The sequence below is a fragment of the Acidovorax sp. FJL06 genome (assembly GCF_003852545.1).
Taxonomy (GTDB): Bacteria; Pseudomonadota; Gammaproteobacteria; order Burkholderiales; family Burkholderiaceae_C; genus Acidovorax.
The window spans coordinates 1-25323 of the sequence record NZ_QAJR01000026.1; the positions used below are offsets into that span (position 1 = coordinate 1).

Genomic DNA, 25323 nt, shown 5'->3' on the forward strand with positions numbered 1-25323 from the left:
TTGTCCAGGTCGGTGAGGGTGAGGCGGCACACGCCGCCCTTGGGGGTGGCGCCGATCTGCGCCAGCTCCATGAGGGAGGACCACAGGCGTTCGCCGTTGATGCGCAGGTTCTCGATGTCGGGTTTAACTTGGGTTTCCATGGGGGCTCCGGAGAAATGGGGGAATCAGGGAAAGGTGGGCACGTCGCCCAGCGGATACACGGGCTGGCGCAGGTTCTCAAACGGAAACAGCCGGTAGTCCGAGCTGGTGACCCCCGGGCTGTCGCACTCGACCAGGCCTGCTGACAGGGGCACAAACACCGGGCGGCAGTACATCCGCGACTTGAGCAGCAGGTAGCGATAGGCCGTCGGGTCCAGGCCGACGCAAGAGAAAACACCCAGGTCCCAGGGTTCGTGGGGCTGCTCGACCACCACGATCTGCGTGCCCCCCAGATCCAGCCACACAGCACGCCCCATGGAACATCGCTGCCCCGTATAGATAGGCCCGCTCACGGTGTAGCTGCCATCGCTGATGGCACGCACCGTGCCTTGCACCAGCACCGGCTCCTTGGTGATGCCCAACCGCGCGAGCGGCACCTTGTTGCCCAGGCGCACCGATACCTGGGCGCCCACGCCCGCAGCAATGAGCTGCGCCACGGCCTCGGGGTCACACAGCGGCCCGGTGGCAATGTCCGTCAGGCCATGCTGCCAGGCCGCCTGCAGCACATCCATGGTGTCGCAGGTCCCGCCCGACATGCAGTTGTCGCTGTGGTCCAGCAGCAGCACGGGCTTGTCAGCCCCCTGGGCCACCCCCTGGGCCCGCGCAAAGGCTTCGGACAACGGCTCGCTGGCATACACATAGCCTTCGCGCTCGGACCAGATCTGGCCGGCCACGCGGTCCAGGGCGGCCGCACACAGCGCCTCGCTGCCGGGCGTGCGTTCCACCGTGGCCACCACACTCACACAAGGCGCAGCGATGTCGGCCAGCGAGAAGCCCGCAAAGATGGTCATGGCCGGCACACCGTCATCCTCGGCCTGCCGCGCGGACGCCACCGCCGCCGCCATCGCGCCCCCCAGCGTGGTGCTGCGCAGCGTGTGGCTGAGCAGCGGCAGGGGCCGCCAGCGCACCGCATACCGGCGCCCGTGCTGCAGCATCTGCAGCACCAGGCGCGCCGCGTGTTCGCCGGTTTCGTACATGTCCACATGGGGATAGGTTTTGAACCCCACCATGACATCGGCGTTGTCGATCATCTTCTGCGTGATGTTGCCATGCAGGTCGAGCGCCACCCCCAGGGGCACACCGGGCGCTGCGGCCCGCACACGCGCGAGCAGATCGCCCTCGCCGTCCGGGGTGTTCTGCGCCACCATGGCGCCATGCAGGTCCAGCAGGATGGCATCACAGCCCGCAGCCGCAGCCACGATGCGGTCAGTGAGCGCATCGTAGGCATCGGTCAACACGGGGCCGCTGGGGTTGGCCGTGGCCGAGACCGGCGTGACGCACTGGGCCCCCACACGCTGTGCTGCATCGATGAAAGCGGCCATTGCGGTGCGCATGCCCTTGTTGGCCTGGAACGCGGCAGCGTCGTAGTCGGGTGAAAACGCCTGCAGCGGCGTGGGCACCGGGGAGAAGGTGTTGGTCTCGTGGTTCAGGCGTGCGATCAGGAACTTCATCTCATGTCCTTGGGTTCAGTGCGGCAGCGAAGGCCATCCGCCGTTCAGGCCAGGCCCACGCCCAGGTAGCGGTCCTTCACCTCTTCATCGGCCAGAAAGGCCGCGTTGTCGGCGGTGTAGACAATGCGCCCCTGCTCCAGGATGCAGTGCCGGTCGGCCAACTGGGTGCAGACCTCCAGGTTCTGCTCGACCAGCAGGATGGCCACACCCGCTGCCTTGATGGTCTTGAGCTGCGCCACGATCTCTTCCACGATGACCGGTGCCAGCCCTTCCACGGGCTCGTCGAGCATGAGCAGTTTGGGGTCATTCATCAGCGCACGGCCGATGGCCAGCATCTGCTGCTCGCCCCCCGACAACTGCCCGCCGCCGTTGCGCCGCCGCTCCTTGAGCCGGGGGAAGATCCGGTACACGTCGTCCAGCTGCCAGGGCGAGCGCTGGCGCAGGCCGAGAAGCAGGTTCTCCTCCACGGTCAACAGCTTGAAGATGCCCCGGTGTTCGGGTACCAGGCACACCCCTTGCCGGGCAATGGCATGGGGCGCCAGGCCCTGCACCGGTTTGCCACAGAACGTCACACGGCCCTGGGTGGGGGGCACCACGCCGGCAATGCTCTTGAGCGTGGTGGTCTTGCCCGCTCCATTGCGGCCCAGCAGGGTGACCAGCTCACCATCGCCCACCCGAAAACCCACGCCCTGCAGCACATGGCTCTTGCCATAGTGCGCATGCACGTTGTCCACGTCGAGAATCATGCCTTGCCTCCGGTGATCATGTTGCCCAGGTAGGCCGCGCGCACGCGGTCGTCGCTGCGGATATCGTGCGGCATGCCTTCGGCCAGCACACGGCCCAGCTGCATCACGGTGATGGTGTCCGAGATGTCCATCACGATGTTCATGTTGTGCTCGATCAGGACCACGGTGTGCTCGTCCCGCAGGCTCTTGATCAGGCGCTTCATCTCGTCCAGGTCATCGATGCCCATGCCCGAGGTGGGCTCGTCCAGGAAGATGGCCTTGGGCCGCGCGGCCAGGGCCATGCCCACCTCCAGCCGGCGCTGCTGGCCGTGCGAGAGGTTGCCGGCCGGGATGTCGGCCAGGCTCTCCAGCCCCACCTTGGCGAGCACCGCGTCCACCACCTGCGACTGTGCCCGGGCCCCCACGGGCTCGTGCCAGGGATTGAGGGCGTGTGCGGGCGCCACGCCCTGTGCGCCCAGGCGCAGGTTCTCGCGCACCGGCAGGCTCAGGAACAGGCTGGTCACCTGGAACGAGCGTGCAATGCCGCGCTGCACGCGCCGGTGGTCGGGTTCGTGTGTCACATCCTGCCCGTCGAACAGGATGCGCCCGCCGCTGACGGTCTTGGTCCCGGTGAGCATGTGGAACAGGGTGGTCTTTCCGGCCCCGTTCGGGCCGATCACCGAATGCACCGTGTTTGCGCGCACCCGCAGGCTCACACCGCCCAGCGCAGCAAACTTGCCATAGTGCTTCTCGACGTCAATGGCTTCCAGCAGGACCGGGGCCTTCGGGCTCATACCTGTTCTCCTTTTGTCGCCACCACAGCAGCCGGCGGTACCAGTGGGTCAGCCAATGGCTTGCGTTGGCCTTGCAGTCGGTTCCAGATCGTTTCGCCCAGGCCCCACAGGCCCCGCTGCATCCAGAGGCTGACCGCCATCAGTGCGATGCCCAGCAGCAGCAGCCAGCGCGGCCACAATTGCGACAGCCAGTCGGCCAGCAGCAGGTAGAAAGCAGACCCCAGCAAAGAAGCAAACAGGTTGCCCGTGCCCCCGATCACGGTCATCACCAGGATCATTTCGCTGGTGTGGTACTCGGCGTTGGACAGCGGTGCCAGGCCGGTCATCATGGCGTGCAGCGCCCCCGCGAGGCCGGTGACTGCGCCCGAGATCACGAACGCCTGCAGCTTGAGCAACCGGAGGTTGTAGCCAATGGCGGCCGCACGCTCTTCGTTGTCGCGCACCGCCAGCAGGGTGCGGCCAAAAGTGGAACGCGACACTTTGAGCAGAAGCCAGAACACTACCAGAAAGAGGACCGAGACAAAACCATAGAACTGCCAGGGCGAGGCCAGCGTCCACAGGTCGGTGCCGAAGATGGACAGGTTGGGGCGCGGGATGTCCATCAGTCCGTTGTCGCCCCCGGTCAGGCCGGTGGCCGTGTAGGCCACGAAATAGAACATCTGCGCGAAGGCCAGGGTCAGCATCACGAAGTAGGTGCCCCGCTGGCGAATCGCCACCCAGCCCACCACGGCCGCCCCCAGCGCGCCCACCACCGTGGCCAGCAACAGTGCCAGCGGCATGGGCACGGGCCAGCGCGTCAGCATCAGGGCCACGGTGTAGCTGCCCAGGCCAAAGAAGATGCCCTGCCCGAACGACAGCAGGCCCGTGAAACCCAGTAGCAGGTTGCAGCCCATGGCCGCCAGCGCAAAGATGAGCACCTCGCTGGCCAGCGAACCCGACTGCATCAGCAGGGGCATGGCAGCCACCACCACCGCAGCAAAAAGAAAATGCGTGTACTTTTTCATGGGGTTCACTCCTTGCGGCCCAGCAGGCCATGGGGACGCAGCAGCAGCACGGCCGCCATGGCCACGTAGATCATCAGGCGGGCACCCTCGGGCCACAGCGTGCTCATGACGCTTTGCACGATGCCGATCATCAGCCCGCCCAGCAGCGCGCCGCTGAAGCTGCCCATGCCCCCCACCACCACCACGACAAAGGCCACGGCCAGGGCTTCGATGCCCATGAAGGGCTCGGCGCCCCGGATCGGGGACGCCAGCACACCCGCCAGCGCCGCCGTGGCTGCGCCCAGGCCAAACACCAGGCTGAAGATGCGCAGCACGTTGATGCCGAGCAGCGAGACCATCTCGGTCGACTCGCTGCCGGCCCGCACCGCGCTGCCCAGCCGTGTACCCTCCAGCACCCACCACAGCAACACGGCAAGCACGGCCGTGAAGCCGATCACGAACAGGCGGTACTTGGGGTAGATGAAACTGCCCCACATCACCACCCCCTGCAGCGCGTCGGGCACCGCCACGCTGTCCCCGAGCGGCCCCCACTGCAGGATCACCAGCTCCTGCACCGCGAGCGCCAGGCCCACCGTTACCAGGATGTGGAACTCGTGGTCCGTGGCATACACATGGCGCAGCACGAGCTTCTCCGTGGCCCAGCCAATCGCACCCACCACCAGCGGCACCACCACCAGGGCCAGCCAGAAGCTCATGCCCCAGCGTGTCATCTGGTAGCAGAAATAGGCCCCGATCAGATAGAACGCGCCGTGCGCGAAGTTCACGAATCGCAACAAGCCAAAAACAATGGACAGGCCCACCGCCAACAGGAAATACAGCATGCCAATGCCGATCCCGTTGATGACCTGTAGAAGGTAGATGTTCATAAAGTGCTCGGCCAGAAGACCGCCAGCAGCCCCTGCCAGGGCCGCTGGGGTTCTCAAAAATAGGGTGGCCACGGCGCCTGCGCAAGGCTGTGCTCAGCCTTGCTGGCGCCGGGGGCATCAGGCGCGCTTGCAGCCTGTCTGGTCGATGGGCAGGAACGACTTGCCCGAGCTGAGCACGTCCACATAGTCGTCCTTGTTCTTCATCTTGGACTTGGCCTTGCCCTTGAGCAGGTAGTAGTTCTTGAGCACCTGGTGATCCGCCTTGCGCACCTCCTCCTCGCCCGTCAGGCCCTGGTACTTGTGGCCTTCCAGCGCGGCGATCACGGTTTTTTGCTCCACCGAACCGGCCTTCACGATTCCGTCGATCAGCAGCTTGGTGCAGATGTAGGAACCTGCCAGGCTGTAGTTGGGGTTCATCTTCAGCTTGTCGTTGGTGCGTTTGACGAGATCGCGGTTGAGCTCGGAATCCACTGTGTGCCAATACTGGGCGCCGAAGTAGATGCCGTCGCACAGGTCGGCGCCCAGCGATTCGAACTGCTCCAGCCCCGACGCCCAGGCCACCAGGATCGTCATGTTCTTGTGCATGCCAAAACTCACCGCCTGGCGCAGGGTGTCGGCGCACTGCGCACCAAAGTTCAGCAGCAGCAACACGTCGGGCTTGGCGGCCAGCGCGTTGGTGATGTAGCCGCTGAATTCCTTCTCGGTCAGCGAGTGGTAGCTGTTGCCCACATGCTCGATGCCTTTTTCCTTGAAGATGTTCTTGGCGGCCGAGAGCAGGCCGTCGCCAAACACGTACTGCGGCGTGATGGTGTACCAGCGCTTGGCCTTGGGCATGGAATCGATCAGCGGACGCACCGTCTGCTCGATGGCGCCGAACGTGGGCACGGACCAGCGGAAGGTCGCTGCATTGCAGTCCGACCCCGTGATTTCATCGGCCCCCGCCGTGGTCACGAACAGGCCCCCGGCTTTCTCGGCCTCCTTGCCCATGGCCAAGGCTTCGCCCGACAGGATGCCGCCCGCGAAGAAGCGGGCGCCCTGCTGCTGCGCGGCCTCTTGCACCTTGCGCACGGCGGTGGCGGGCTTGCCCTCGGTGTCCAGCAGCGTGTAGGCCAGCGGGCGGTTGAGCGCCTTGCCATATTGCTCGATGGCCAGCCGCATCCCCATGTCGGCAAACTTCCCGTTGGCCGCAAACGGGCCGGACATCGGCACCGGGCAGCCAAACTGAATGGCGCCCGGGGCCTGCGCAAAGGCGCTGCGGGTCAGGCCGATGGACGCGGACAGAGCACTCAGTGCCGAGACTTGCAGGAGATGACGACGTTGCATGGAGGACTCCAGTGAATAGAAGTGGGGGATCAAGAGATGCCGCCTCCATGGTGTGTTGGAAACCCCCTTCGTGGTCTTTCCAAATCTTTCATTTGGATTCATGCAAGCAGAGGGTTAACCCGCCAAGCCTTTTTCTCGGGCGCAGCCGAGCCCGGCGCACACCCCGCCTGGGTGGCGCCCCAAGGAACCGCCAGTGGGAGGGTCAGTGCAGCCGCTGGGCGTCCTGAGCCAACTGCGCCGTGGCGGTGAAGGCGTAGCCAATCTGGTGCAGCGTCTTGACGGGCAAGGGCTCGGCAAAGGCCTCGGCGGCCTTCTTGCGCAGCCGCGTGAGCAGCAGGTTGAGCCGCTCGGCGCCGTTCTGGGCGCGGGCACCAAAGAGATGCGTGCTCAAGTCACGCTTGGGCACGGGCTGGCCATCGGCGCGCATGAGCTGCTGCAGGAACATGAACTCATGGGTGGTCAGCTGCAGGCACTTGCCTTGTGGCGAAGACAAGACCCAATCCTTGATCGCGAGCACCCAGGACGCAGGCTGCGCAGGCGGCTGCACGGTGACGGGCGGCAACATGTCCGTGCCCCCCATGCCTTTGGGAAGCAGCCGGCTCGCCGTGGCGTCGATATTGGCGGCCAGCTCCAGCAGGTTGACCGGCTTGACCAGGTAACGGTCCGCGCCCGCACGCATCCCGGCCAGCCGGTCGTTGAGCGAATCACGGGCGCTGAGGATGATCACCCCCACCTCGGGCCGGGACTTGAGCAGCGATGCCACGCTGAGCCCGTCCTCACCAGGCAGACCCAGGTCCAGGATCACCACATCGACCGGCTGGACGGTGAACCCCTTGTAGAACGCCTCGGCACTGCAGGCCCCCCAGACGCTGTAGCCCGAGTCGAGCAAAAACTCCTCGATGCTGTGCAACTGGTCGGAGTCATCCTCCACGATCGCGATGCTGGGCTTGGAATGGGTCATGTTGCGAATACCTCCGGGAGCCTGTCCGGAATGCAACATTCAGGCCACCGGTGTCACCGTCAAGGGGATATCGATCACAAAGCGCATGCCTTGGGGCTGGCGTGCCTGCAGCCCGACAGTCCCGCCATGCAGGTCGACGATGCGTTTTACCAAAGCCAGCCCCAGTCCGGCACCGGGTTTGCCCTCTGCCGCGCGTCCCCGTCGGTACTTTTCAAAGACCAGCGCCTGCTCCTGCGGCGGAATGCCCGGCCCTTCATCCTCGATGGCAAAACGGCACATGTCCACTTCCCGGTGCACGTGCAGGGACACCGCCGTGCCAGCAGCGGAATATTTGAATGCGTTGGACAACACATTCATGAGCATCACGCGCAGCAGCACCGGGTCGCCATTCAGGTCCGGCAGGCTGGGCGCCACATCCAGGTGCAGCGGGTGTTCGGCCGACAGCTGTCCGCCGTTTTCTGTCACCCACAGGCACAGCTCTGCCACATCGACGGGTGCGGGCTCCAGTGCGAAGTTGTGGCTGTCGATGCGGTCCTGGGTGAGGCAATTGTCAAAAAAGTAGCTCAGCCGCGCGGAGCCCCGCAGGATGCGCTGCGCCAGCGCCTGCTGCGCTGGCGCGTCTTTGGAGCGCAAAGCCAACAACTGCCCAGCCGTGTTGATCACCGCCAGCGGAGACCGCACCTCGTGCGACAACATGGCAATGAAGTTGCGCTGGTCGGTCAGCGTCTGCTCGATGGAGGCCACCGCGCTTTCCAGCTCCTGCGTTCGCTGCGCCACCATCTGCTCCAGGTCCTCGGCATGTTCCTTCAGGTGCCCGGCCATGTGGCCCATGGCATCGGCCAGCGACCGCAGTTCGCGGATGGGGCTGGACTTGGGGGCCTGGGCGCTCCAGTCGGCCTGCGTCAGCCGGATCGCCCAGTCGCTGAGCACCTGCAGGGGCCGCACCAGCCGGCTGGCCACAAACAGCGAGAACAGCACCGATGCGAGCATGACCGCCACGGTTGTGTAGATGGTGTTGCGCAGCACCCCGCGCAAGGGGGTGTTGAACCGGCTCTCGGGCAGGATGATCGCCATGGTCAGCACCGGGCCACGGTGCAGGGCATGTGTCCACCAGCGCGCCAGGTGGCGCACGCCACCGACCTCCATGAACTGGTTGCCCTCGGGTTGCCCACTTTGCAGGATGAGCTGCCCCAAGGCGCGCATCACGGGGTCACTGCTTTGATCGATGCGTGTGCGGCGCCCCTCTGCCTGCGTCGCGCCGCCCACCAGCGGGTCGTGCACAGACGCAGCCAGCAACTCCCCGGATGCCTCGGCCAGAAAGGCCTTGCCGCCCGACTCCGACGCCACGGTCGCCAGAAACTCGTTGAGCTGGGACAGCGCCACATCGGCAGTGACCACCCCGATCAACTGGCCTTCACGCGAACGCACAGGGGCAGAGATGCCCATGCCAATCGCCGCATAGGCCCCCTGCACGTCGTTGATCATGTAGCGGTACGGCGCATACCAGGAGACCCCGTCGTTGGCGATCGCAGACTGGTACCACGGGCGGTTGCGGGCATCAAAGCCGATCTCGCTGCGTGAAATCAGCGTGGGCTGTCGGGTTTCGGTGTCGACACGCAGCACTTCCATGGCCCGGCCATCGCTGATGCGTGCGCGCAGCATGCGCAGTGCGCGGTCGTCGCCCAGGGGAGGCCGGCTGCCCGCGTAATACTGGCCGTCGGGCATGCCCATGGAGATGAAGGTCAGCTGGGGCTGCTGGTCGATCTGCAGCATGAACTGGTGCATCAGCACCTCGGGCTGCTGCACCATCAGGTGGCCGGCGCGCACCTGCTCCACATTGAAGGCCACCACGCGCTGCGGCACATCGAAGAACGACACCACCTTTTCGCGCACGCGGCCCGAGACCTCGTCGGCCAGCTGCAGTGCAAACGCTTCCATCGCCACAACGGCCGAGCGATAGAACAGGCTGCCGCTGGCCAGCACGATGGGCAGCAAGACCGCCAGCAGGGCCAGCGTGAGGTAGCTGCGCAGCGCAATGCGGTGGGCAAACATGGGGCTGGAGGAAACGAGGGTGCGCGGTATTCGCATGGAAGAAGCCTGCACGGCGAACCGTGCACTGGGTTTCAGATTCAATCACAAGTCACCGCAAGGCGAGGGGGCCTCCCTGATCTCAGCGCCGAACCGGCCAGCCAGCCAATGCACGGTTTTCAGGCAGGCGGGCCATCGGTCGCAGGCACAGGGTGTGGATGGTTCACGGCCATTCGCCCCGGGGTGCCTGCAGGCGCTCGTCTCAGCCCTTGATAAACCCAACCCCGCGCCGCACAATGCCCGCTCGTTCAAGCCGGAGGCCACTATGCCAATGGAATACCTGCAGGGGCTGGCGCGGGATGAGCTGCCCCTGATCGAATCGGACGTTGTCAACATAGACAAGCTGCGTGTGCTGCGCGCTGCGGGCATGGTGGAGGTGCAGCTGCCGCCGGTGGATGCGCCGCTGCAAAAGGCGCAGGTGCTCTACATCACCGGCCTGGGGCGGGCCACGTTGCGCGCCGGCGGCTGGCCCTCCTCGGTGCCGCGCCTGCAGCCGCATTGCGACCTGGAGCCGTCGTTCGATTGACTGGGGCGTGCGGAGCGCCCGTTGCCTTATTCACCGTGCTGGCGGGCCATGCGCCCGTGTGGAGGACCATGATGGTGCTGACCCTGCATATCCGGCATGAAGGTTCCCACCAGTACCTGGCCAGGGTGTTCGATGGCAAGGTGCAGGTGGGGGGCGCCACCCTGCATGGCCGCATTGACGAGGCCATTGCCGCCTATGGTGCGCAGGGCAGCCAGTCGTTTCCTGGCGTGACGGCGTTCACCGTCTGGTACGGTGGCTGGAGCATCGGCGCCAAGCCCCTGGCGCAGATGGTGGACGAGGCGACGTTCCTGGCCAACCGGTTGGTGGTGCTGTCGGCCGTGGCCCGCTGAACACGGTGGCCGATGTCCGCAGGCACCCATTGACCATGCGAAACAAAATGAAATAAACCGAAACTGCGTCGAGACGACGTGGCGCGGGCCGCGCGGCACCATCAGGGCCATGTTCAACACCGTCCTCGAAAGGACTGCATCATGAAACCCTGGATCAAGAAAACCCTGATGGGCATTTTTGGCGCTTCCATCGCGGTGGGCGGTTTGACGGCCTGCTCCAGCAACCACTACCACCACCGTGGCCCCATGAGCGCCGAGAAAATGGCCGAAGTGCGCGGCAAGGTGGTCGAGCGCGTCAGCAGCAAGCTGGACCTGAACGAGGCGCAAAAGGCCAAGCTCAACCTGCTGGCCGACAAAATGGAGGCGCAGCGCACGGCGTTCATTGGCAAGACGGCCGACCCGCGCGCAGAAATGCAAGCCCTCGTTGCGGGCGAAAAGTTCGACCGCGCACGCGCACAGACCCTGCTGGACGAGAAAACCCGCGCGGTGCAGGCCCACAGCCCCGAGGTGGTCAGCGCGATGGCAGATTTTTACGACAGCCTGAACCCCGAGCAGCAGCACAAGGTGCGCGAGCTGATGCAGCGGCGCAAGGGCTGGATGGCGCGCGGTTGAAGGCGGGGTGCGTCACCATGTCCCCCACGCTGGAACCCATTCACCGCCTGGCGCAGGGCGTGCGCACGCACGGGCCTGTGTTGTTGGCGGGCATGCCCGATCCCCATGATGAGCTGATGTCCCTGGTCTGGGGGCCGCGCTTTGACCGTGAGCATGCGCTGGGCCTGGTGGCCCGCCAGCCCGAGGTCGCGGCCCACACCCTGCCGGCCTTGCTGGCCGCTGCCGATCATTTCGATGCCCTGCACGCAGGCGCCCAGGGGCGCCTGCGCCGTCTGATCGTGCGGCACCGTGCATTGCTCGGCGTGGGTGAGGGCGGCGCAGGGCCATCCGCCGGATGGGCGAACACCTGACGGTGTGAGAATTGCGCATGCACCGCATCCTGCTCATCGACGACGACGCCCAGCTCGGTCCCCCGCTGGCCACGTATTTCCAGCGGTTCGAGCTGGAGCTGGTCCATGCCCTCAAGCCCAGCGACGGACTGGCCCAGCTGGGGGCCGGGGGCTTCGATGCCGCCATCCTGGATGTGATGCTGCCCGAGATGGACGGGTTCGAGCTGTGCCGCACCATCCGCAAGCAAGGCGACCTGCCCATCGTGATGCTCACGGCGCGCGGCGAGGTGATGGACCGCGTGGTGGGGCTGGAGCTGGGGGCGGACGACTACCTGCCCAAGCCCTTTGAGCCGCGCGAGCTGGTGGCGCGCCTGCAGACCGTGCTGCGCCGCCGCCGCGGGCCGGGGCAGGGCGCGGCCGTGGGGGCGCTGGAATTCGACGGGCTGACCATCGACGCCGCCCGCCGCAGCGTGTTGCGCCAGGGGGTGGCCGTGGAGCTGACCGGCACCGAGTTTGACCTGCTGCACCTGCTGGCCCGCGAGCCCGGCAAGGTGTTCAGCCGCGACGACATCCTGAACCAGCTGCGCGGCCACGAGGCCGAGCTGTACACCCGCGCCGTGGACATCGTGGTGAGCCGGCTGCGCAAGAAGCTGGAGCCGCTCGACTGCATCAAGACGCTGCGCAATGCTGGCTATTCGCTGGCCCTGCGGCGGGCTGCGCCATGAGGATCAGGGCACGCACAGCCGATGATTCAAACTGCCCGTGGCACCGCCGCGCACGGCATGCGGTAGGGCACTCGCTGCGCCTTCGCCTCGTGCTGGTGTTCATGGCATTGGCCGTGACGGTGTCGGTCACTTTCATGGGCGGCGTGCAGAAGGCCGTGGCCGTGGGGTGGAAAGAAGCCGCCCGCCCTTTGTTGATGGACTACGTGGACCGGCTGACGGCCGAGATTGGCAATCCGCCAAGCGTTGAGCGTGCGCAGGCCATTACCCAGCGGCTGCCGGTCACGTTGAGCATCGACGGCCCGCAGGTCAACTGGGTTTCCCATCCTGGCCAGCCACGCCCCCACTGGATGAGCGACAAGCTCCGGGCAGAAGACCACTGGGCCGGCGACGAGAATGGACAGAGCCTGTTGCACCGCACCACCGCAGACGGGCACCACATCGAGTTTGGCCTCAATGCCCTGTCGTGGGACAAGCGCCCGCGCATCGCCTGGGGCACGCTCACCGTGCTGCTGCTGCTGACGGCGCTGGCCTATGTGTATGTGCGCCACCTGCTGCGCCCGCTGGACGACATCCGCCAGGGAGCCCAGCGTTTTGGCGACGGCAATTTTGCCCAGCCCATCCCGGTGCGGCATGCGCACCGGCCCGACGAACTGGGGCAGCTGGCGGCCACCATCAACACCATGGGCGACGACATCCACCAGATGCTGGAAGCCAAGCGCGCCCTGTTGCTGGCCATGAGCCACGAGCTGCGCAGCCCGCTGACCCGTGCCCGGCTGAACACCGAGTTGCTGCCCGAGACGGCCGACATCGAGGCCCAGCGCCTGGCCCTGCTGCGCGACCTGGGGGAAATGGCCGGCCTCATCACCGACCTGCTGGAGAGCGAACGCCTGGCCGGGCGCCACGCCGCGCTGCACCGCGAGCCCACCGACCTTGCGGAGCTGGCGCGCGAGGTGATTGCCGAGCTGGGCGCCCGCCATGCTGGCGCGGCCGACATTGTTCTGCACGCGCCGCCAGACCTGCCCACCATCCGCCTCGACCGCTCCCGCCTGCGGCTGCTGCTGCGCAACCTGCTGGACAACAGCCTGCGCCACAGCGAATCCGCCGCATCGCCACCCGAGCTGCATCTGCGGCTGGAAGGGGATCGCCGCATGGTTGAGCTGGAAGTGCGCGACCACGGCCGTGGCGTGCCCCCTGAGCACCTGCCCCATCTGGCCCAGGCCTTCTACCGCCCGGACACCGCCCGCCAGCGCACCACCGGCGGGGTGGGGCTGGGGCTGTACCTGTGTCGGCTGGTGGCCCAGGCGCACGACGGGCAATTGCACATGCGCAATGCCGAGCCGGGCCTCTCGGTCACGGTGCGCCTGCCCGTGGTGGAGTGAGCGCCATCACGTCATGACCATCGTGGCCTAGACAGGCTGCGCCGAAGGGGCAGGGGCGTGCCCCCCTATGGTGCGGTGGCTTTGCCTGCCTGGGGGAGGGCGTGTGCCAGGCCGGCCTCGGCTGCGGGTGCTGGCGATGAGAGCATAAAATGGCATATAGCGCCCGCTGGTAAAGCGCTATATGCTATATATTTAATAGCGTTTTGGTTGCCATCTCTGGTGGGGCGGGATTTTCCATTCCTGGCCTCGTTCTTGCTTTTAGATCATTGCCTCGCCCGATGAACAGGTTTTTCTGGTGTTTACCCTGTATATGCAGGTATGCTACCAGTGTCATCATGGCGACCGGAACGCAGGTGCGGACCGGCTGGGGTGGTACTTTTTTCAAACAGGAGCAGATGATGACTCGATCGGTTGTGAAATGGACGTCGCTGGCAGCGGCAGCAGCATGTGTGATGGCACTGGCCGCACCGGCCCAGGCGCAGGACACCAAGATTGTGCTGGGCATGTCCGGCTGGACGGGTTTCGCGCCGCTCACGCTGGCCGACAAGGCCGGCATCTTCAAGAAAAACGGCCTGGACGTGGAGATCAAGATGATCCCGCAGAAGGACCGCCACCTGGCCCTGGCCTCCAAGTCCATCCAGTGCGCCGCCACCACCGTCGAGACGCATGTGGCCTGGAATGCCAATGGCGTGCCCATCGTGCAGATTTTCCAGATGGACAAGTCCTACGGCGCCGACGGTATCGCGGTGCGCGGTGACATCAAGGGCTTTGCCGACCTCAAGGGCAAGACCATCGGCGTGGATGCGCCCGGCACCGCCCCGTACTTCGGCCTGGCCTGGATGCTCAGCAAGAACGGCATGAGCCTCAAGGACGTGAAGACCACCACGCTGTCGCCCCAGGCGGCCGCACAGGCCTTTGTGGCCGGCCAGAACGACGCCGCCATGACCTACGAGCCCTACCTGTCCACCGTGCGCGACAACCCTGCCTCGGGCAAGATTTTGGCCACCACGCTCGACTACCCCATGGTGATGGACACCGTGGGCTGCGACCCCGCCTGGCTCAAGGCCAACGGCAAGGCCGCACAGGCACTGGCCAACTCGTACTTCCAGGCGCTCGACATGATCAAGGCCGACCCCACCAAGTCCAACGAGATCATGGGCGCCGCCGTCAAGCAGACGGGCGAGCAGTTCGCCAAGTCGTCGTCCTTCCTGCGCTGGCAGGACAAGGCCGCCAACCAGAAGTTCTTTGCGGGCGAGCTGACCACGTTCATGAAGGACGCCACGGCCATCCTGCTGGAGGCCGGCATCATCCGCAAGGCGCCTGAAGACCTGGCCGTCACGTTCGACGCCAGCTTCATCAAGTAAGCAAGTCATCCTGGAAGTAGAACGCGCCATGTCTGCCGTGCAACCCCTGTCCGTTACCGAGCCGCAAGCACCTGTGCGCCGGCGCTCACTGGCCCCCCTGGAGCCCGTGAGCAGCCGTGCCCGCTGGATGCTGGGGCTGGCCTTCTTCGTCGTGTTCGTGGCGGTGTGGGCGTTCTTTACGCTGGGCGGCTTCGTGTCGCCCACCTTCCTGGCCAGCCCTGCCACCATGGCCAAGGAAGGGTGGCTGCTGTTCACTGAATACGGCTTCATCAAGGACATCGGCATGACCATCTGGCGCGTCGTCGGCGGCTTCGTCCTGGCCGCCGTTATTGCCGTGCCGCTGGGCATCGCCATGGGGGCCTACAAGGGCATCGAGGCGTTCTTCGAGCCCTTTATCTCCTTTTGCCGCTACCTGCCCGCGTCGGCCTTCATCCCGCTGTTGATCCTGTGGGCGGGCATCGGCGAGGCACAAAAGATCCTGGTCATCTTCATCGGCTCGGTCTTTCAGATCACGCTGATGGTGGCCGTCACCGTGGGTGGCGCGCGGCGCGACCTGGTGGAGGCGGCCTACACGCTGGGCGCGGGCCACAAGGGCATCGTCACGCGCGTGCTCATCCCCGGTGCCGCCCCCGAGATCGCCGAGACCCTGCGCCTGGTGCTGGGCTGGGCCTGGACCTACGTCATCGTGGCCGAGCTGATCGGCTCGTCCAGCGGCATCGGCCACATGATCACCGACAGCCAGTCGCTGCTTAACACCGGCCAGATCATCTTCGGCATCATCATCATCGGCCTCATCGGGCTGGTGTCCGACTTCGCCTTCAAGGCGCTCAACCACCGTCTGTTTGCCTGGAGTTTTGTGCGATGAGCCGCGTTTCCATTCAAGCCGTTTCGCGCGTCTTCGAGAGCGCCAAGGGCCAGCGCACGCAGGCGCTGCAGCCGGTCGACTTCGAGGTGAAGGACAACGACTTCGTCACCATCCTCGGCCCCTCGGGCTGCGGCAAATCCACGCTGCTGCGCATCGTGGCGGGGCTGGACCACGCCACCAGCGGCCGCGTTCTGCTCGACGGTGCGCCCGTCGAAGGCCCCGGTGCCGAGCGCGGCATGGTGTTCCAGAGCTACACGCTGTTCCCCTGGCTGACCATCGAGCAGAACATCCGCTTCGGGCTGCGCGAACGCGGCATGCCCGAGGCGCAGCAAAAGGAGCGTGCGGCGTACTTCATCGCCAAGGTGGGCTTGCGCGGCTTCGAGCAGCATTTTCCCAAGCAGCTGTCGGGCGGCATGCAGCAGCGCACCGCCATTGCGCGCGCGCTGGCCAACGACCCCAAGATTTTGCTGATGGACGAGCCCTTCGGCGCGCTCGATAACCAGACCCGCGTGCTGATGCAAGAGCTGCTGCTCGGCATCTGGGAGGCCGAGCGCAAGACGGTGCTCTTCGTCACCCACGACATTGATGAGGCCATCTTCATGGCCAACCGCGTGGCGGTGTTCAGCGCCCGGCCCGGCCGCATCAAGACCGAGCTGGCGGTGGACCTGCCGCACCCGCGCCACTACACGATCAAGACCAGCCCGGAGTTCATGGACCTCAAGGCGCGCCTGACGGAAGAGATCCGCGCCGAATCCATGGCGGCCGATCTGCACTGAGCCTGACTCCGCCCACCGCACCATGAGCGCCCGTCCTTCCCGCCGTCCTGCAGCCGCTTCGCGCAGCGTGCCCCGTGCCGCCGCAGCCAAAGCGGTCGTGGCCGTGGCTGCGCCCGCGCAGGCCATGGCGCTGTACGAACAGGTCAAGGACCACATCGCGCGCAAGATCCAGGAAGGCATCTGGCGCGCGGGCGACCGCCTGCCGTCCGAGAACGAACTGGTCACCCAGTTCGGCATCTCGCGCATGACGGTGAACCGCGCGCTGCGCGAGCTGGTGGAGCAGGGCCGCATTGTGCGCGTGGCCGGTGTGGGCAGCTTTGTGGCCGAAGACAAGCCCCAGTCCACGCTCTTGCAGATCGCCAACCTGGCTGGCGAGATCCGCCAGCGCGGGCACGACTACCGCTGCGACGTGCTGGCGGTGGAGCGCATCTCGGCCACGCTGGAAGTGGCTGCGGCGCTGGACCTGCGCACGGGCGAGTCGGTGTTCCACTCGCTGTGCGTCCACCGCGAAGACGGTCTGCCCGTGCAGCTCGAAGACCGCCACGTGAACCCGCGCCAAGTGCCCCAGTTCTCCGCGCAGGACTTCACCTTGCTGCAGCCCTCCGAATACCTGGTGCGCAACGTGCCTTTCGACCAGATCGAGCATGTGGTCGACGCCGTCATGCCCACCGCCGAGCAGGCCACGCTGCTGGAGATGTCTCCGCAAGAGCCTTGCCTGCTGCTCACCCGCCGCACCTGGTCGCGCGGGGTGCCCATCACCGTGGTGCGCTGCCTGCACCCCGCCACCCGCTACCGTTTGGGCAGCCGCTTCCGAGCCGACGGCAACCCCGTCGCCGGTTGAAAGTTTTTCGCCAAAAGCCCAGAATTTTTTCGCTTGTACCTACTTGTATATACAGGATCAACACCATGACACACAACACTTCGCCTCTGACCCTGCGCCCCGGCCGCGTGACCCTGGCCGAGCTGCGCCGCATCCACGCGGGCCCCGTGCAACTGGTGCTTGATGCATCGGCCCGCGCAGGCCTGCAGCAGTCCCTGGCCACGGTGCAGCGCATCGTCGATGAAGACCAGGTGGTCTATGGCATCAACACCGGCTTTGGCAAGCTGGCCAGCACCAAGATTGCCCACGAGCGCCTGGCCGAGCTGCAGCGCAACCTGGTGCTGTCGCACAGCGTGGGCACGGGCGATGCGCTGCCCGATGACGTGGTGCGCCTCATCCTCGCCACCAAGGCCGTGAGCCTGGCACGCGGCCATTCGGGCGTGCGCCCCGCGCTGGTGGACGCGCTGCTGGCGCTGGCCAATGCCAACGTGCTGCCGGTGATCCCCGCCAAGGGATCGGTGGGGGCCTCGGGCGATTTGGCACCGCTGGCGCACATGGCCTGCGTGCTGATTGGCGAAGGCCAGGCCAAGGTGGACGGCAAGGTGGTGCCGGGGGCAGAGGCCATGCGCTCCATCGGTCTGCAGCCCTTTGTGCTGGGCCCCAAGGAGGGGCTGGCACTGCTCAACGGCACGCAGGTGTCCACCGCGCTCGCGCTGGCCGGGCTGTTTGGCGCCGAGAGCGTGTTTGCCGCCGCGCTGGTGGCGGGCTGTCTGTCGCTCGAAGCCATCAAGGGCTCGGTCAAGCCTTTTGACGCACGCATCCACGAAGCGCGCGGCCAGGCCGGGCAGATTGCCGTGGCCGCTGCGGTGCGTGCGCTGCTCGACGGCAGTGCCATCGACCCCTCGCACCCCCACTGCGGCCGTGTGCAAGACCCGTATTCCATCCGTTGTGTGCCGCAGGTCATGGGCGCGTGCCTCGATAACCTGCACCACGCCGCGCGCGTGCTGACCATCGAGGCGAACGCCGCGTCGGACAACCCCCTGGTGTTCGACAACGGCGACGTGATCTCCGGCGGCAACTTCCACGCCGAGCCCGTGGCTTTTGTGGCGGACATCATCGCGCTGGCCGTGGCCGAGATCGGCGCCATCTCCGAGCGCCGCCTGTCGCTGCTGCTGGACCCGGGCCTCTCGGGCCTGCCCGCCTTCCTGATCCGCGACAGCGGCGTGAACTCCGGCTTCATGATCGCCCAGGTCACCGCCGCCGCGCTGGCGGCCGAGAACCAGTGCCTGGCCAACCCCAGCAGCGTGACCAGCCTGCCCACATCGGCCAACCAGGAGGACCATGTCTCCATGGCCACCTACGGCGCACGCCGCCTGGGCGACATGGTGCGCAATGCGGCCGTGATGGTGGGCATCGAGGCCATGGCAGCAGCGCAGGGCATGGAGTTCGACCGAACCCTGAAATCCTCGCCGCTCATCGAAGACCAGTTCGCTGCCATCCGCGAGCGCGTGGCTTACCTGGAGCAAGACCGCTACCTGGCCCCCGACATCGAAGCCATGCGCGCATGGGCCCAGCAGTCCGCATGGCCCGCGCCGCTCACGCAATGCCTGCCCAGCTTCGCCTGATTTTTTCTGTTCACACCCATTGATTCACAGGAGCCCACCATGAACGCCAACGACGCCATCATCGCTGCCGCAGCTTCCTCCAACACCGACCCCCGCCACGACGCCAGCCGCGTGATCCGCGCACCGCGCGGCAACCAGCTTACCTGCAAGAGCTGGCTCACCGAAGCGGCCTACCGCATGATCCAGAACAACCTGGACGCCGAAGTCGCCGAGCGCCCGCAGGACCTGGTGGTGTACGGCGGCATCGGCCGCGCCGCGCGCAACTGGGAGTGCTATGACCAGATCCTCGCCTCGCTCAAGGACCTGAACGATGACGAAACCCTGCTCATCCAGTCCGGCAAGCCCGTGGGCGTGTTCAAGACCCATGCCAACGCGCCCCGCGTGCTGCTGGCCAACTCCAACCTGGTGCCCAAGTGGGCCAACTGGGAGCACTTCAGCGAGCTGGACCAGAAGGGCTTGTTCATGTACGGCCAGATGACGGCCGGCAGCTGGATCTACATCGGCACGCAGGGCATCGTGCAGGGCACCTACGAAACCTTTGCCGAGGCCGGTCGCAAGCACTATGGCGGCTCGCTCGAAGGCAAGTGGATCCTGACCGCAGGCCTGGGTGGCATGGGCGGCGCGCAGCCGCTGGCCGCCACGTTTGCGGGCGCGGTGTCGCTCAATATCGAATGCCAGCAAAGCAGCATCGACTTCCGTCTGCGCACGCGCTATGTGGACAAGCAGGCCAAGGACATTGACGATGCCATCGCGCTCATCAAGCATCACACGGAGCGCAAGGAAGCCATCTCCATCGCGCTGCTGGGCAATGCGGCCGATGTGCTGCCTGAACTGGTGAAGCGTGCCCAGGCCGGCGGCTTGAAGCCCGACCTGGTCACTGACCAGACCTCAGCCCACGACCTCGTCAACGGCTACCTGCCCAGCGGCTGGACGGTGGAGCAGTGGCGCGCCGCGCAGCAGGACGTGACGCAGCACGAGGTGCTGAAGAAGGCCGCTGCCCGCTCCTGCGCCGTGCATGTGCAGGCCATGCTCGACTTCCAAGCCATGGGCATCCCCACAGTGGACTACGGCAACAACATCCGCCAGGTGGCGTTTGACGAAGGCGTGAAGAACGCGTTCGACTTCCCCGGCTTTGTGCCCGCGTACATCCGCCCGCTGTTCTGCGAAGGCAAGGGCCCGTTCCGCTGGGTGGCCCTGTCGGGCGACCCCGAAGACATCCGCAAGACCGACGCCAAGATCAAGGAGCTGTTCCCCGAGAACAAGCACGTGCACCGCTGGCTCGACATGGCGGGTGAGCGCATCGCCTTCCAGGGCCTGCCCGCACGCATCTGCTGGCTGGGTCTGGGCGAGCGCCACATCGCGGGCCTGGCCTTCAACGAGATGGTGAAGAACGGCGAACTCAAGGCTCCCATCGTGATCGGCCGCGACCACCTGGACACGGGCAGCGTGGCCAGCCCCAACCGTGAGACCGAAGCCATGAAGGACGGCACCGATGCCGTGAGCGACTGGCCGCTGCTCAATGCGCTGCTCAACACCGCAGGCGGCGCCACCTGGGTCAGCCTGCACCACGGCGGTGGCGTGGGCATGGGCTACTCGCAGCACTCGGGCATGGTCATCGTGGCCGATGGCACGGATGCGGCGGCCGAGCGCCTGGCGCGCGTGCTGGTCAACGACTGCGGCAGCGGCGTGATGCGCCATGCCGACGCGGGCTACGAACTGGCCGTGGAAACGGCCAAGAAGCAGGGCCTGAAGCTGCCCATGGTGAAGTAAACCGGCGAAAGTGAGGGCGTGACAGGGATGTGAAAAAAGGGAACTGCATTCCCATTCACTGGGAATGCAGGGTTTGAATGCTGCTGCAATCCTTTGATACTGAGTCCATGCCCACCCGTGGACCCACCTCCGTTGCCGCCGCCGACCGTGTTCTGCACGTGCTGGCGGTGCTGGCGCAGCACGGCCAGCCCATGTCGGCGGCCGAGCTGATGGAGGCCACGGGCCTGGCCCGCAGCACGCTGTACCGGCAGCTCGCGCGGCTTAAGCTGTGGGGCTTTGTGCTGGAGAGCAGCGGGCACTACGCGCCCGGGCCGCTGAGCCTGCAACTGGCGCTGGGCTTTGACATGGCGTCGCACCTGGTGCACCACGCGCGGCCGGACATGCAGGCCCTGGCCCGGCAATCCCACGAGAGCGTGGGGCTGGTGGTGGCCGTGAACGACAGCGTGGTGTGCCTGGACATGGTGGACAGCACGCAGGCCCTGCGCTGCTCGTTTGAAAAAGGACGCAGCGTGCCGCTGCGCGCGGGCGCCTCCGCCAAGTGCTTGCTGGCCCATGTGGCCCCGGCCACGCGCAACGCCATTCTGGACCTGCACTACGGCGCAGGCACTGCTGAGCGCCAGGCAGCGCTGACCGAGCTGGAAGGCATTGCCAAGGCCGGTTACGCGGTCAGCTCTGGCGAGGTGGATGCCGGTGTCTGGGGTGTCAGCGTGCCCGTGTTCGGCTCTCCCCGGCAGGCGGCAGGGGCCATCACCCTGATGGCCCCGATCTTGCGAGCCCAGGGGCAGGAGGCCGCGCTCACCGGCATGGCCGTCGTCGCCGCCGCGCGCATTTCCCGCCAGCTCACTTCTCCCTGATTTCCCTCACCCCTCCCCAGGAGCTTTCCCCATGAACCTTCGTCGCAACCTTCTTTTGGCCAGCCTGGCCGCCGCCGCCTTTTGCACCACGGGTGCACAGGCCCAGGACAACGTGCTGCGTGTGGGCACCGATGCCACGTTTCCGCCCATGGAGTTTGTCGAGAACGGCAAACGCACGGGCTTTGACATCGAGCTGGTGGAAGCCATTGCCAAGACCATGGGCAAGCAGGTCGAATGGGTGGACATCGACTTCAAGGGCCTGATTCCCGGCCTGATCTCCAAGCGTTTTGACATGGCGGTATCGGCCATCTACATCACCGACGAGCGCAAGAAAGTGGTGGACTTCACCGATTCCTACTACGCCGGTGGCCTGGTGGTGATGGTGAAGGGCGACAACAAGGCCATCAACAAACTGGCCGATCTGGACGGCAAGAAAGTCAGCGTACAGGTGGGTACCAAGTCGGTGGCGTACCTGACCGAAAAATTCCCCAAGGTGCAGCGCGTTGAGGTCGAAAAGAACCAGGAGATGTTCAACCTGGTGGACATCGGCCGCGCCGACGCCGCCGTGACCGGCAAGCCCGCCGCGTTCCAGTACGTGCGCACCCGCCCGGGCCTGCGCGTGCTCGACGAGCAGCTCACCACCGAAGAGTACGGTATGGCCCTGCGCAAGGACACGCCAGAGCTGACGAAGGCCGTCAACGGTGCCATCACCAAGCTCAAGGCCGATGGCACCTATGCGGCCATCGTCAAGAAGTGGTTCAGCAACAGCGCTGCCAAGTAAGCCACCCACGGTTGCCGAACTGAGCCATGGAACTCGATTTTTCTCCTGTCTGGGCCGGGTTGCCCCAGTTGCTGGCGGGCGCGCTGGTCACTGTGGAAATCACGGCTGCCTCGCTGCTGCTGGGCTGCGTCATGGGCCTCCTGGTGGGCATTGGCCGCCTGAACCCCAAGCGCCGCGTGGTCTACGCCCTGTGCACCGCCTACGTGGCCGCGATCCGTGGCACGCCGCTGCTGGTGCAGCTGTTCATCCTGTTCTTTGGCCTGCCGCAGTTCGGCATCCTGCTGCCCGCTTTTGTGTGCGGCGTGATTGGCCTGGGCATCTACTCGGGCGCCTATGTGTCCGAGGTGGTGCGCGGCGCCATCCAGTCCATCGACAAGGGGCAGATGGAGGCTGCACGCTCCATCGGCATGTCCTCGGGCCTGGCCATGCGCACCGTGGTGTTGCCACAGGCCGTGGTGCGCATGATTCCGCCGCTGGGCAATGAGTTCATCGCGCTCATCAAGAACTCGGCGCTGGTGTCGCTGCTCACCATCCACGATTTGATGCATGAAGGGCAGAAGATCATCAGCGTGTCGTACCGTTCGCTGGAGGTGTACCTGGCGATTGCGGTGGTGTATTTCATCCTCACGGGTGTCACGACGCTGGTGCTGCGCCGCATGGAACTGCGCCTGCGCGCCGGAGGGATGGTGCAATGAAGAAGAAAGACGCTGTGATGAACGGAACGGGCCAGGCGGCCGAGCCCATCGTTCGTATTCGCGGACTGCGCAAGTCCTTTGGCAGCCATGTGGTGCTGAACGGCATCGACTTTGATGTGCTGCCGTCGCAGGTGGTGGTGGTGATCGGGCCCAGCGGCTCGGGCAAGAGCACCTTTCTGCGCTGCTGCAACGGCCTGGAGCAGCCCGAAGGCGGCACCGTGGAAATTTGCGGACGCACACTGGTGCAGGACGGCCGCATGCTGCCCGACCATGACCTCAACACCTTGCGCGAAGAAGTGGGCATGGTGTTCCAGTCGTTCAACCTGTTCCCGCACCTGTCGGTGCTCGACAACGTCACTTTGGGCCCGCGCAAGCTGCGCGGCCTCTCGCGCAAGGAGGCCGAGGAGCGCGCCCAGGCCCTGCTGGCCAAGGTGGGCCTGGCGCACAAGGCGTCGGCCATGCCCGCCAGCCTGTCGGGCGGGCAAAAGCAGCGTGTGGCCATTGCCCGCGCACTGGCCATGGAGCCGCGCGTGATGCTGTTCGACGAGCCCACGTCGGCGCTGGACCCGGAGCTGGTGGGCGAGGTGCTGCAGGTCATGAAGCTGCTGGCCAGCGAAGGCATGACCATGATGGTGGTCACGCACGAGATGGACTTTGCGCGCGAGGTGGGCGATGTGGTCGTGGTGATGGACGGCGGCGGCATCATTGAGGCCGGTGCACCCGCCACCATCTTCACCAACCCCACGCAGGAGCGCACGCGCTCCTTTCTGCAGGCGGTGCTCACCCGCGCCTGAGGCCGGGTGTGGCGTGGCGCACGACAACGGTGAACAAACAACACAACAGGAGACAAGCCCGCATGCCCCCGCCATCACCCGCCCTGGACCCGCGCCTGCAGGAGCGCTTTCAACAGCGCCTGCAGCAGCGCCTGACCGCAGACGACATTGCCCGCTTCGACCGCGACGGCGCGCTGTGTATCAAGCAGCTGCTCACGCCCGAAGAGGTGGCGCTGCTGCGCGAGGGCATCGACGCCAACCTGGCCGCGCCCAGCCCGCGTGCCAAGGTGGCCAGCCGGCCTGACGACCCAGGCCGGTTCTTCGAGGACTTTTGCAACTGGCAGGACATTCCGCAGTTCGGCCGCTTTGTGCACGAAACCCCGCTGGCGCTGGCCGCGCAGCGCCTCATGCAGTCGCGCACCGTGCGGCTGTACCACGACCATGTGCTGGTGAAGGAGCCGGGCACGCGCCAGCGCACGCCCTGGCATCAGGACCAGCCGTACTACAACATCGACGGCCAACAGAGCATCAGCATGTGGATTCCGGTCGATCCGGTGTCGCGTGCGGCCACGCTCGAATTTGTGGCCGGTTCGCACAAGGGCCCCTGGCTCATGCCGCGCACCTTCATGGACAACCAGGCGAAGTGGTTCCCCGAAGGCAGCCTGCAGGACCTGCCCGACGTCGAGGCCGACCGCGATGCCTTCCCCATCGTAGGCTGGGAGATCGAGCCCGGTGACGTGGTGTGTTTTCACATGCTCACGCTGCATGCGGCGGGTGGGGTAGAGGGCACCCACCGCCGCCGCGTGTTTTCGGTGCGGTTCCTCGGCGACGATACGCGCCATGCGCCCCGGCCGTGGAAGACCTCGCCCGAGTTTCCGGGCCTGGCCGACGAGTTGCCCGCTGGCGTGGAGATGGACCATCCGCTGTTCCCGCTGCTGGTCACCGATGCAGAGCCGACCACCGCAACATCCTGATTGATGAACACGACAACAACGATGGCAACGCACTTTTTTGACCTGGCCACCACCCCCAGCATGCCCTGGAAAAACGGCGGCGGCAGCACGCAGGAGCTGGCTTGCTGGCCGCCCGGTGCTGACATGAACAGCTTTGAGTGGCGCGTGAGCCTGGCCACGGTGGACCGACCAGGGCCGTTCTCGGTCTTCCCGGCCATCGACCGGCAGATCATGCTGCTGGGCGGCGACGGCCTGCACCTGCGCAGCGCTGGTTGGGAGCACCGGCTGGACCAGCGCTGGCAACCGTTTGCTTTCTCGGGCGACGACGCGGTGGATGGCGCCCTACTGGGCGGCACGTCCAAGGACTTCAACCTCATGCAACGCCGGGGCCTGTGGCACGGGCCGCTGCAGGTGGTGAGCGGTGCGCAATCGCCTGGCGGCGCGCCTGCGGGCCTGTGTTTGGTACTGCAGGGAGATTGGCAGTGGGTGGAGCAGGGCGCCGAGCCGCGTGCGCTGACGGCGGGACAGGGTTTTTGGTGGGCGGACGAGGGCGGCGCGCCGCAGGGCCAACTGGAGCCGGTGCACGCAGGGGCAGCCGCCGATGCGCCCGCACTGGTCTGGATCGCGTTGCAGCGTGGCGCGGCACCAGCAGTTTGAATAAAAATGGCCGCTACCGCTTGATGGATAGGCGCTAGCAGCTATTGTTTGTATAGCAT

General features: G+C 66.0%; 26 protein-coding genes and 1 pseudogene. 18 read left to right on the forward strand and 9 right to left on the reverse strand.

What is annotated here, in order from left to right; all coding sequences use genetic code 11:
• The 9 genes and pseudogenes from DBV10_RS15025 to DBV10_RS15065 all read right to left on the reverse strand — a co-directional run.
• Positions 1-140: pseudogene (locus DBV10_RS15025) on the reverse strand (Zn-dependent hydrolase); the annotation flags it as partial.
• A 24-nt stretch (positions 141-164) separates the two neighbouring features.
• Entirely contained in the window at positions 165-1649 is a 1485-nt protein-coding gene (locus tag DBV10_RS15030) for a M81 family metallopeptidase (RefSeq protein ID WP_124514426.1), read from the reverse strand.
• 44 nt (positions 1650-1693) lie between these two features.
• Entirely contained in the window at positions 1694-2395 is a 702-nt protein-coding gene (locus DBV10_RS15035; RefSeq protein WP_124514427.1) for an ABC transporter ATP-binding protein, read from the reverse strand.
• On the reverse strand, positions 2392-3168 hold the full coding sequence (locus DBV10_RS15040; protein ID WP_124514428.1) for an ABC transporter ATP-binding protein: 777 nt from the start codon (positions 3166-3168) through the stop codon (positions 2392-2394). The genes DBV10_RS15035 and DBV10_RS15040 overlap by 4 nt, the downstream gene beginning before the upstream one ends.
• Positions 3165-4172 carry a branched-chain amino acid ABC transporter permease gene (locus tag DBV10_RS15045; RefSeq protein ID WP_124514429.1) on the reverse strand — a complete coding sequence of 336 codons (1008 nt, stop codon included), beginning with the start codon at positions 4170-4172 and terminating at the stop codon, positions 3165-3167. The genes DBV10_RS15040 and DBV10_RS15045 overlap by 4 nt, the downstream gene beginning before the upstream one ends.
• 5 nt (positions 4173-4177) lie before the next feature.
• Positions 4178-5038, reverse strand: coding sequence for a branched-chain amino acid ABC transporter permease (locus DBV10_RS15050; protein ID WP_124514430.1), 861 nt, complete (start codon positions 5036-5038; stop codon positions 4178-4180).
• Positions 5039-5155: 117 nt separating this feature from the next.
• Entirely contained in the window at positions 5156-6361 is a 1206-nt protein-coding gene (locus DBV10_RS15055; protein WP_124514431.1) for an ABC transporter substrate-binding protein, read from the reverse strand.
• Positions 6362-6563: 202 nt separating this feature from the next.
• Entirely contained in the window at positions 6564-7322 is a 759-nt protein-coding gene (locus DBV10_RS15060; RefSeq protein WP_158616825.1) for a response regulator transcription factor, read from the reverse strand.
• Positions 7323-7361: 39 nt separating this feature from the next.
• Entirely contained in the window at positions 7362-9410 is a 2049-nt protein-coding gene (locus DBV10_RS15065; protein WP_124514433.1) for a sensor histidine kinase, read from the reverse strand.
• A gap of 265 nt (positions 9411-9675) precedes the next feature.
• Between DBV10_RS15065 and DBV10_RS15070 the strand changes: the two genes are divergently transcribed.
• The 18 genes from DBV10_RS15070 to DBV10_RS15155 all read left to right on the forward strand — a co-directional run bounded on the left by DBV10_RS15070 (position 9676) and on the right by DBV10_RS15155 (position 25264).
• On the forward strand, positions 9676-9936 hold the full coding sequence (locus DBV10_RS15070; RefSeq protein WP_199740115.1) for a hypothetical protein: 261 nt from the start codon (positions 9676-9678) through the stop codon (positions 9934-9936).
• Positions 9937-10007: 71 nt separating this feature from the next.
• Entirely contained in the window at positions 10008-10286 is a 279-nt protein-coding gene (locus tag DBV10_RS15075) for a hypothetical protein (RefSeq protein ID WP_233589942.1), read from the forward strand.
• A 141-nt stretch (positions 10287-10427) separates the two neighbouring features.
• On the forward strand, positions 10428-10898 hold the full coding sequence (locus DBV10_RS15080; RefSeq protein WP_124514435.1) for a Spy/CpxP family protein refolding chaperone: 471 nt from the start codon (positions 10428-10430) through the stop codon (positions 10896-10898).
• 17 nt (positions 10899-10915) lie between these two features.
• Entirely contained in the window at positions 10916-11248 is a 333-nt protein-coding gene (locus tag DBV10_RS15085) for a hypothetical protein (RefSeq protein WP_124514436.1), read from the forward strand.
• Between the two features lie 17 nt (positions 11249-11265).
• A complete protein-coding gene (locus DBV10_RS15090) occupies positions 11266-11952 on the forward strand; it encodes a response regulator transcription factor (protein WP_124514437.1) in 687 nt (228 codons plus the stop codon).
• Positions 11949-13331 carry a HAMP domain-containing sensor histidine kinase gene (locus DBV10_RS15095; RefSeq protein ID WP_124514438.1) on the forward strand — a complete coding sequence of 461 codons (1383 nt, stop codon included), beginning with the start codon at positions 11949-11951 and terminating at the stop codon, positions 13329-13331. Before DBV10_RS15090 ends, DBV10_RS15095 begins: the two co-directional genes overlap by 4 nt.
• Before the next feature lie 398 nt (positions 13332-13729).
• Positions 13730-14695, forward strand: a complete 966-nt coding sequence (locus DBV10_RS15100) for an ABC transporter substrate-binding protein (RefSeq protein WP_124514439.1) — start codon at positions 13730-13732, stop codon at positions 14693-14695.
• 28 nt (positions 14696-14723) lie between these two features.
• Positions 14724-15560 (forward strand): ABC transporter permease, encoded by an 837-nt coding sequence (locus DBV10_RS15105; protein WP_124514440.1) that lies wholly within the window; start codon positions 14724-14726, stop codon positions 15558-15560.
• The gene (locus DBV10_RS15110; RefSeq protein WP_124514441.1) at positions 15557-16336 is read left to right on the forward strand and encodes an ABC transporter ATP-binding protein; all 780 of its coding nucleotides are present in this window, start codon (positions 15557-15559) and stop codon (positions 16334-16336) included. The genes DBV10_RS15105 and DBV10_RS15110 overlap by 4 nt, the downstream gene beginning before the upstream one ends.
• Positions 16337-16358: 22 nt before the next feature.
• The gene (gene hutC / locus DBV10_RS15115) at positions 16359-17177 is read left to right on the forward strand and encodes a histidine utilization repressor (RefSeq protein WP_124514442.1); all 819 of its coding nucleotides are present in this window, start codon (positions 16359-16361) and stop codon (positions 17175-17177) included.
• Between the two features lie 65 nt (positions 17178-17242).
• Positions 17243-18781 (forward strand): histidine ammonia-lyase, encoded by a 1539-nt coding sequence (gene hutH / locus DBV10_RS15120; protein WP_124514443.1) that lies wholly within the window; start codon positions 17243-17245, stop codon positions 18779-18781.
• 39 nt (positions 18782-18820) lie between these two features.
• A complete protein-coding gene (hutU, locus tag DBV10_RS15125) occupies positions 18821-20551 on the forward strand; it encodes a urocanate hydratase (RefSeq protein ID WP_124514444.1) in 1731 nt (576 codons plus the stop codon).
• Positions 20552-20658: 107 nt separating this feature from the next.
• Positions 20659-21405, forward strand: a complete 747-nt coding sequence (locus DBV10_RS15130) for an IclR family transcriptional regulator (protein ID WP_199740116.1) — start codon at positions 20659-20661, stop codon at positions 21403-21405.
• Positions 21406-21436: 31 nt separating this feature from the next.
• A complete protein-coding gene (locus DBV10_RS15135; protein ID WP_124514446.1) occupies positions 21437-22186 on the forward strand; it encodes a transporter substrate-binding domain-containing protein in 750 nt (249 codons plus the stop codon).
• A 26-nt stretch (positions 22187-22212) separates the two neighbouring features.
• The gene (locus DBV10_RS15140) at positions 22213-22881 is read left to right on the forward strand and encodes an amino acid ABC transporter permease (RefSeq protein ID WP_056645362.1); all 669 of its coding nucleotides are present in this window, start codon (positions 22213-22215) and stop codon (positions 22879-22881) included.
• Positions 22878-23675, forward strand: a complete 798-nt coding sequence (locus tag DBV10_RS15145) for an amino acid ABC transporter ATP-binding protein (RefSeq protein WP_305010055.1) — start codon at positions 22878-22880, stop codon at positions 23673-23675. The genes DBV10_RS15140 and DBV10_RS15145 overlap by 4 nt, the downstream gene beginning before the upstream one ends.
• Positions 23676-23737: 62 nt before the next feature.
• Positions 23738-24628 (forward strand): phytanoyl-CoA dioxygenase family protein, encoded by an 891-nt coding sequence (locus DBV10_RS15150; protein ID WP_124514447.1) that lies wholly within the window; start codon positions 23738-23740, stop codon positions 24626-24628.
• 21 nt (positions 24629-24649) lie between these two features.
• Positions 24650-25264, forward strand: a complete 615-nt coding sequence (locus DBV10_RS15155) for a HutD family protein (RefSeq protein ID WP_124514448.1) — start codon at positions 24650-24652, stop codon at positions 25262-25264.
• The last annotated feature ends 59 nt before the right edge of the window (positions 25265-25323 follow it).

Bases quoted from the DNA above. Each gene is read 5' to 3' on its own strand.
- DBV10_RS15070 (WP_199740115.1), top strand. From the start codon at position 9,676: ATGCCAATGGAATACCTGCAGGGGCTGGCGCGGGATGAGCTGCCCCTG.
- DBV10_RS15155 (WP_124514448.1), top strand. From the start codon at position 24,650: ATGGCAACGCACTTTTTTGACCTGGCCACCACCCCCAGCATGCCCTGG.
- DBV10_RS15080 (WP_124514435.1), top strand. From the start codon at position 10,428: ATGAAACCCTGGATCAAGAAAACCCTGATGGGCATTTTTGGCGCTTCC.
- hutH (WP_124514443.1), top strand. From the start codon at position 17,243: ATGACACACAACACTTCGCCTCTGACCCTGCGCCCCGGCCGCGTGACC.
- DBV10_RS15145 (WP_305010055.1), top strand. From the start codon at position 22,878: ATGAAGAAGAAAGACGCTGTGATGAACGGAACGGGCCAGGCGGCCGAG.
- hutU (WP_124514444.1), top strand. From the start codon at position 18,821: ATGAACGCCAACGACGCCATCATCGCTGCCGCAGCTTCCTCCAACACC.
- DBV10_RS15095 (WP_124514438.1), top strand. From the start codon at position 11,949: ATGAGGATCAGGGCACGCACAGCCGATGATTCAAACTGCCCGTGGCAC.
- DBV10_RS15035 (WP_124514427.1), bottom strand. From the start codon at position 2,395: ATGATTCTCGACGTGGACAACGTGCATGCGCACTATGGCAAGAGCCAT.
- DBV10_RS15135 (WP_124514446.1), top strand. From the start codon at position 21,437: ATGAACCTTCGTCGCAACCTTCTTTTGGCCAGCCTGGCCGCCGCCGCC.
- DBV10_RS15030 (WP_124514426.1), bottom strand. From the start codon at position 1,649: ATGAAGTTCCTGATCGCACGCCTGAACCACGAGACCAACACCTTCTCC.
- DBV10_RS15075 (WP_233589942.1), top strand. From the start codon at position 10,008: ATGGTGCTGACCCTGCATATCCGGCATGAAGGTTCCCACCAGTACCTG.
- DBV10_RS15085 (WP_124514436.1), top strand. From the start codon at position 10,916: ATGTCCCCCACGCTGGAACCCATTCACCGCCTGGCGCAGGGCGTGCGC.
- DBV10_RS15060 (WP_158616825.1), bottom strand. From the start codon at position 7,322: ATGACCCATTCCAAGCCCAGCATCGCGATCGTGGAGGATGACTCCGAC.
- DBV10_RS15150 (WP_124514447.1), top strand. From the start codon at position 23,738: ATGCCCCCGCCATCACCCGCCCTGGACCCGCGCCTGCAGGAGCGCTTT.
- DBV10_RS15100 (WP_124514439.1), top strand. From the start codon at position 13,730: ATGACTCGATCGGTTGTGAAATGGACGTCGCTGGCAGCGGCAGCAGCA.
- DBV10_RS15040 (WP_124514428.1), bottom strand. From the start codon at position 3,168: ATGAGCCCGAAGGCCCCGGTCCTGCTGGAAGCCATTGACGTCGAGAAG.
- DBV10_RS15140 (WP_056645362.1), top strand. From the start codon at position 22,213: ATGGAACTCGATTTTTCTCCTGTCTGGGCCGGGTTGCCCCAGTTGCTG.
- DBV10_RS15045 (WP_124514429.1), bottom strand. From the start codon at position 4,172: ATGAAAAAGTACACGCATTTTCTTTTTGCTGCGGTGGTGGTGGCTGCC.
- DBV10_RS15105 (WP_124514440.1), top strand. From the start codon at position 14,724: ATGTCTGCCGTGCAACCCCTGTCCGTTACCGAGCCGCAAGCACCTGTG.
- DBV10_RS15065 (WP_124514433.1), bottom strand. From the start codon at position 9,410: ATGCGAATACCGCGCACCCTCGTTTCCTCCAGCCCCATGTTTGCCCAC.
- hutC (WP_124514442.1), top strand. From the start codon at position 16,359: ATGAGCGCCCGTCCTTCCCGCCGTCCTGCAGCCGCTTCGCGCAGCGTG.
- DBV10_RS15090 (WP_124514437.1), top strand. From the start codon at position 11,266: ATGCACCGCATCCTGCTCATCGACGACGACGCCCAGCTCGGTCCCCCG.
- DBV10_RS15110 (WP_124514441.1), top strand. From the start codon at position 15,557: ATGAGCCGCGTTTCCATTCAAGCCGTTTCGCGCGTCTTCGAGAGCGCC.
- DBV10_RS15050 (WP_124514430.1), bottom strand. From the start codon at position 5,038: ATGAACATCTACCTTCTACAGGTCATCAACGGGATCGGCATTGGCATG.
- DBV10_RS15055 (WP_124514431.1), bottom strand. From the start codon at position 6,361: ATGCAACGTCGTCATCTCCTGCAAGTCTCGGCACTGAGTGCTCTGTCC.
- DBV10_RS15130 (WP_199740116.1), top strand. From the start codon at position 20,659: ATGCCCACCCGTGGACCCACCTCCGTTGCCGCCGCCGACCGTGTTCTG.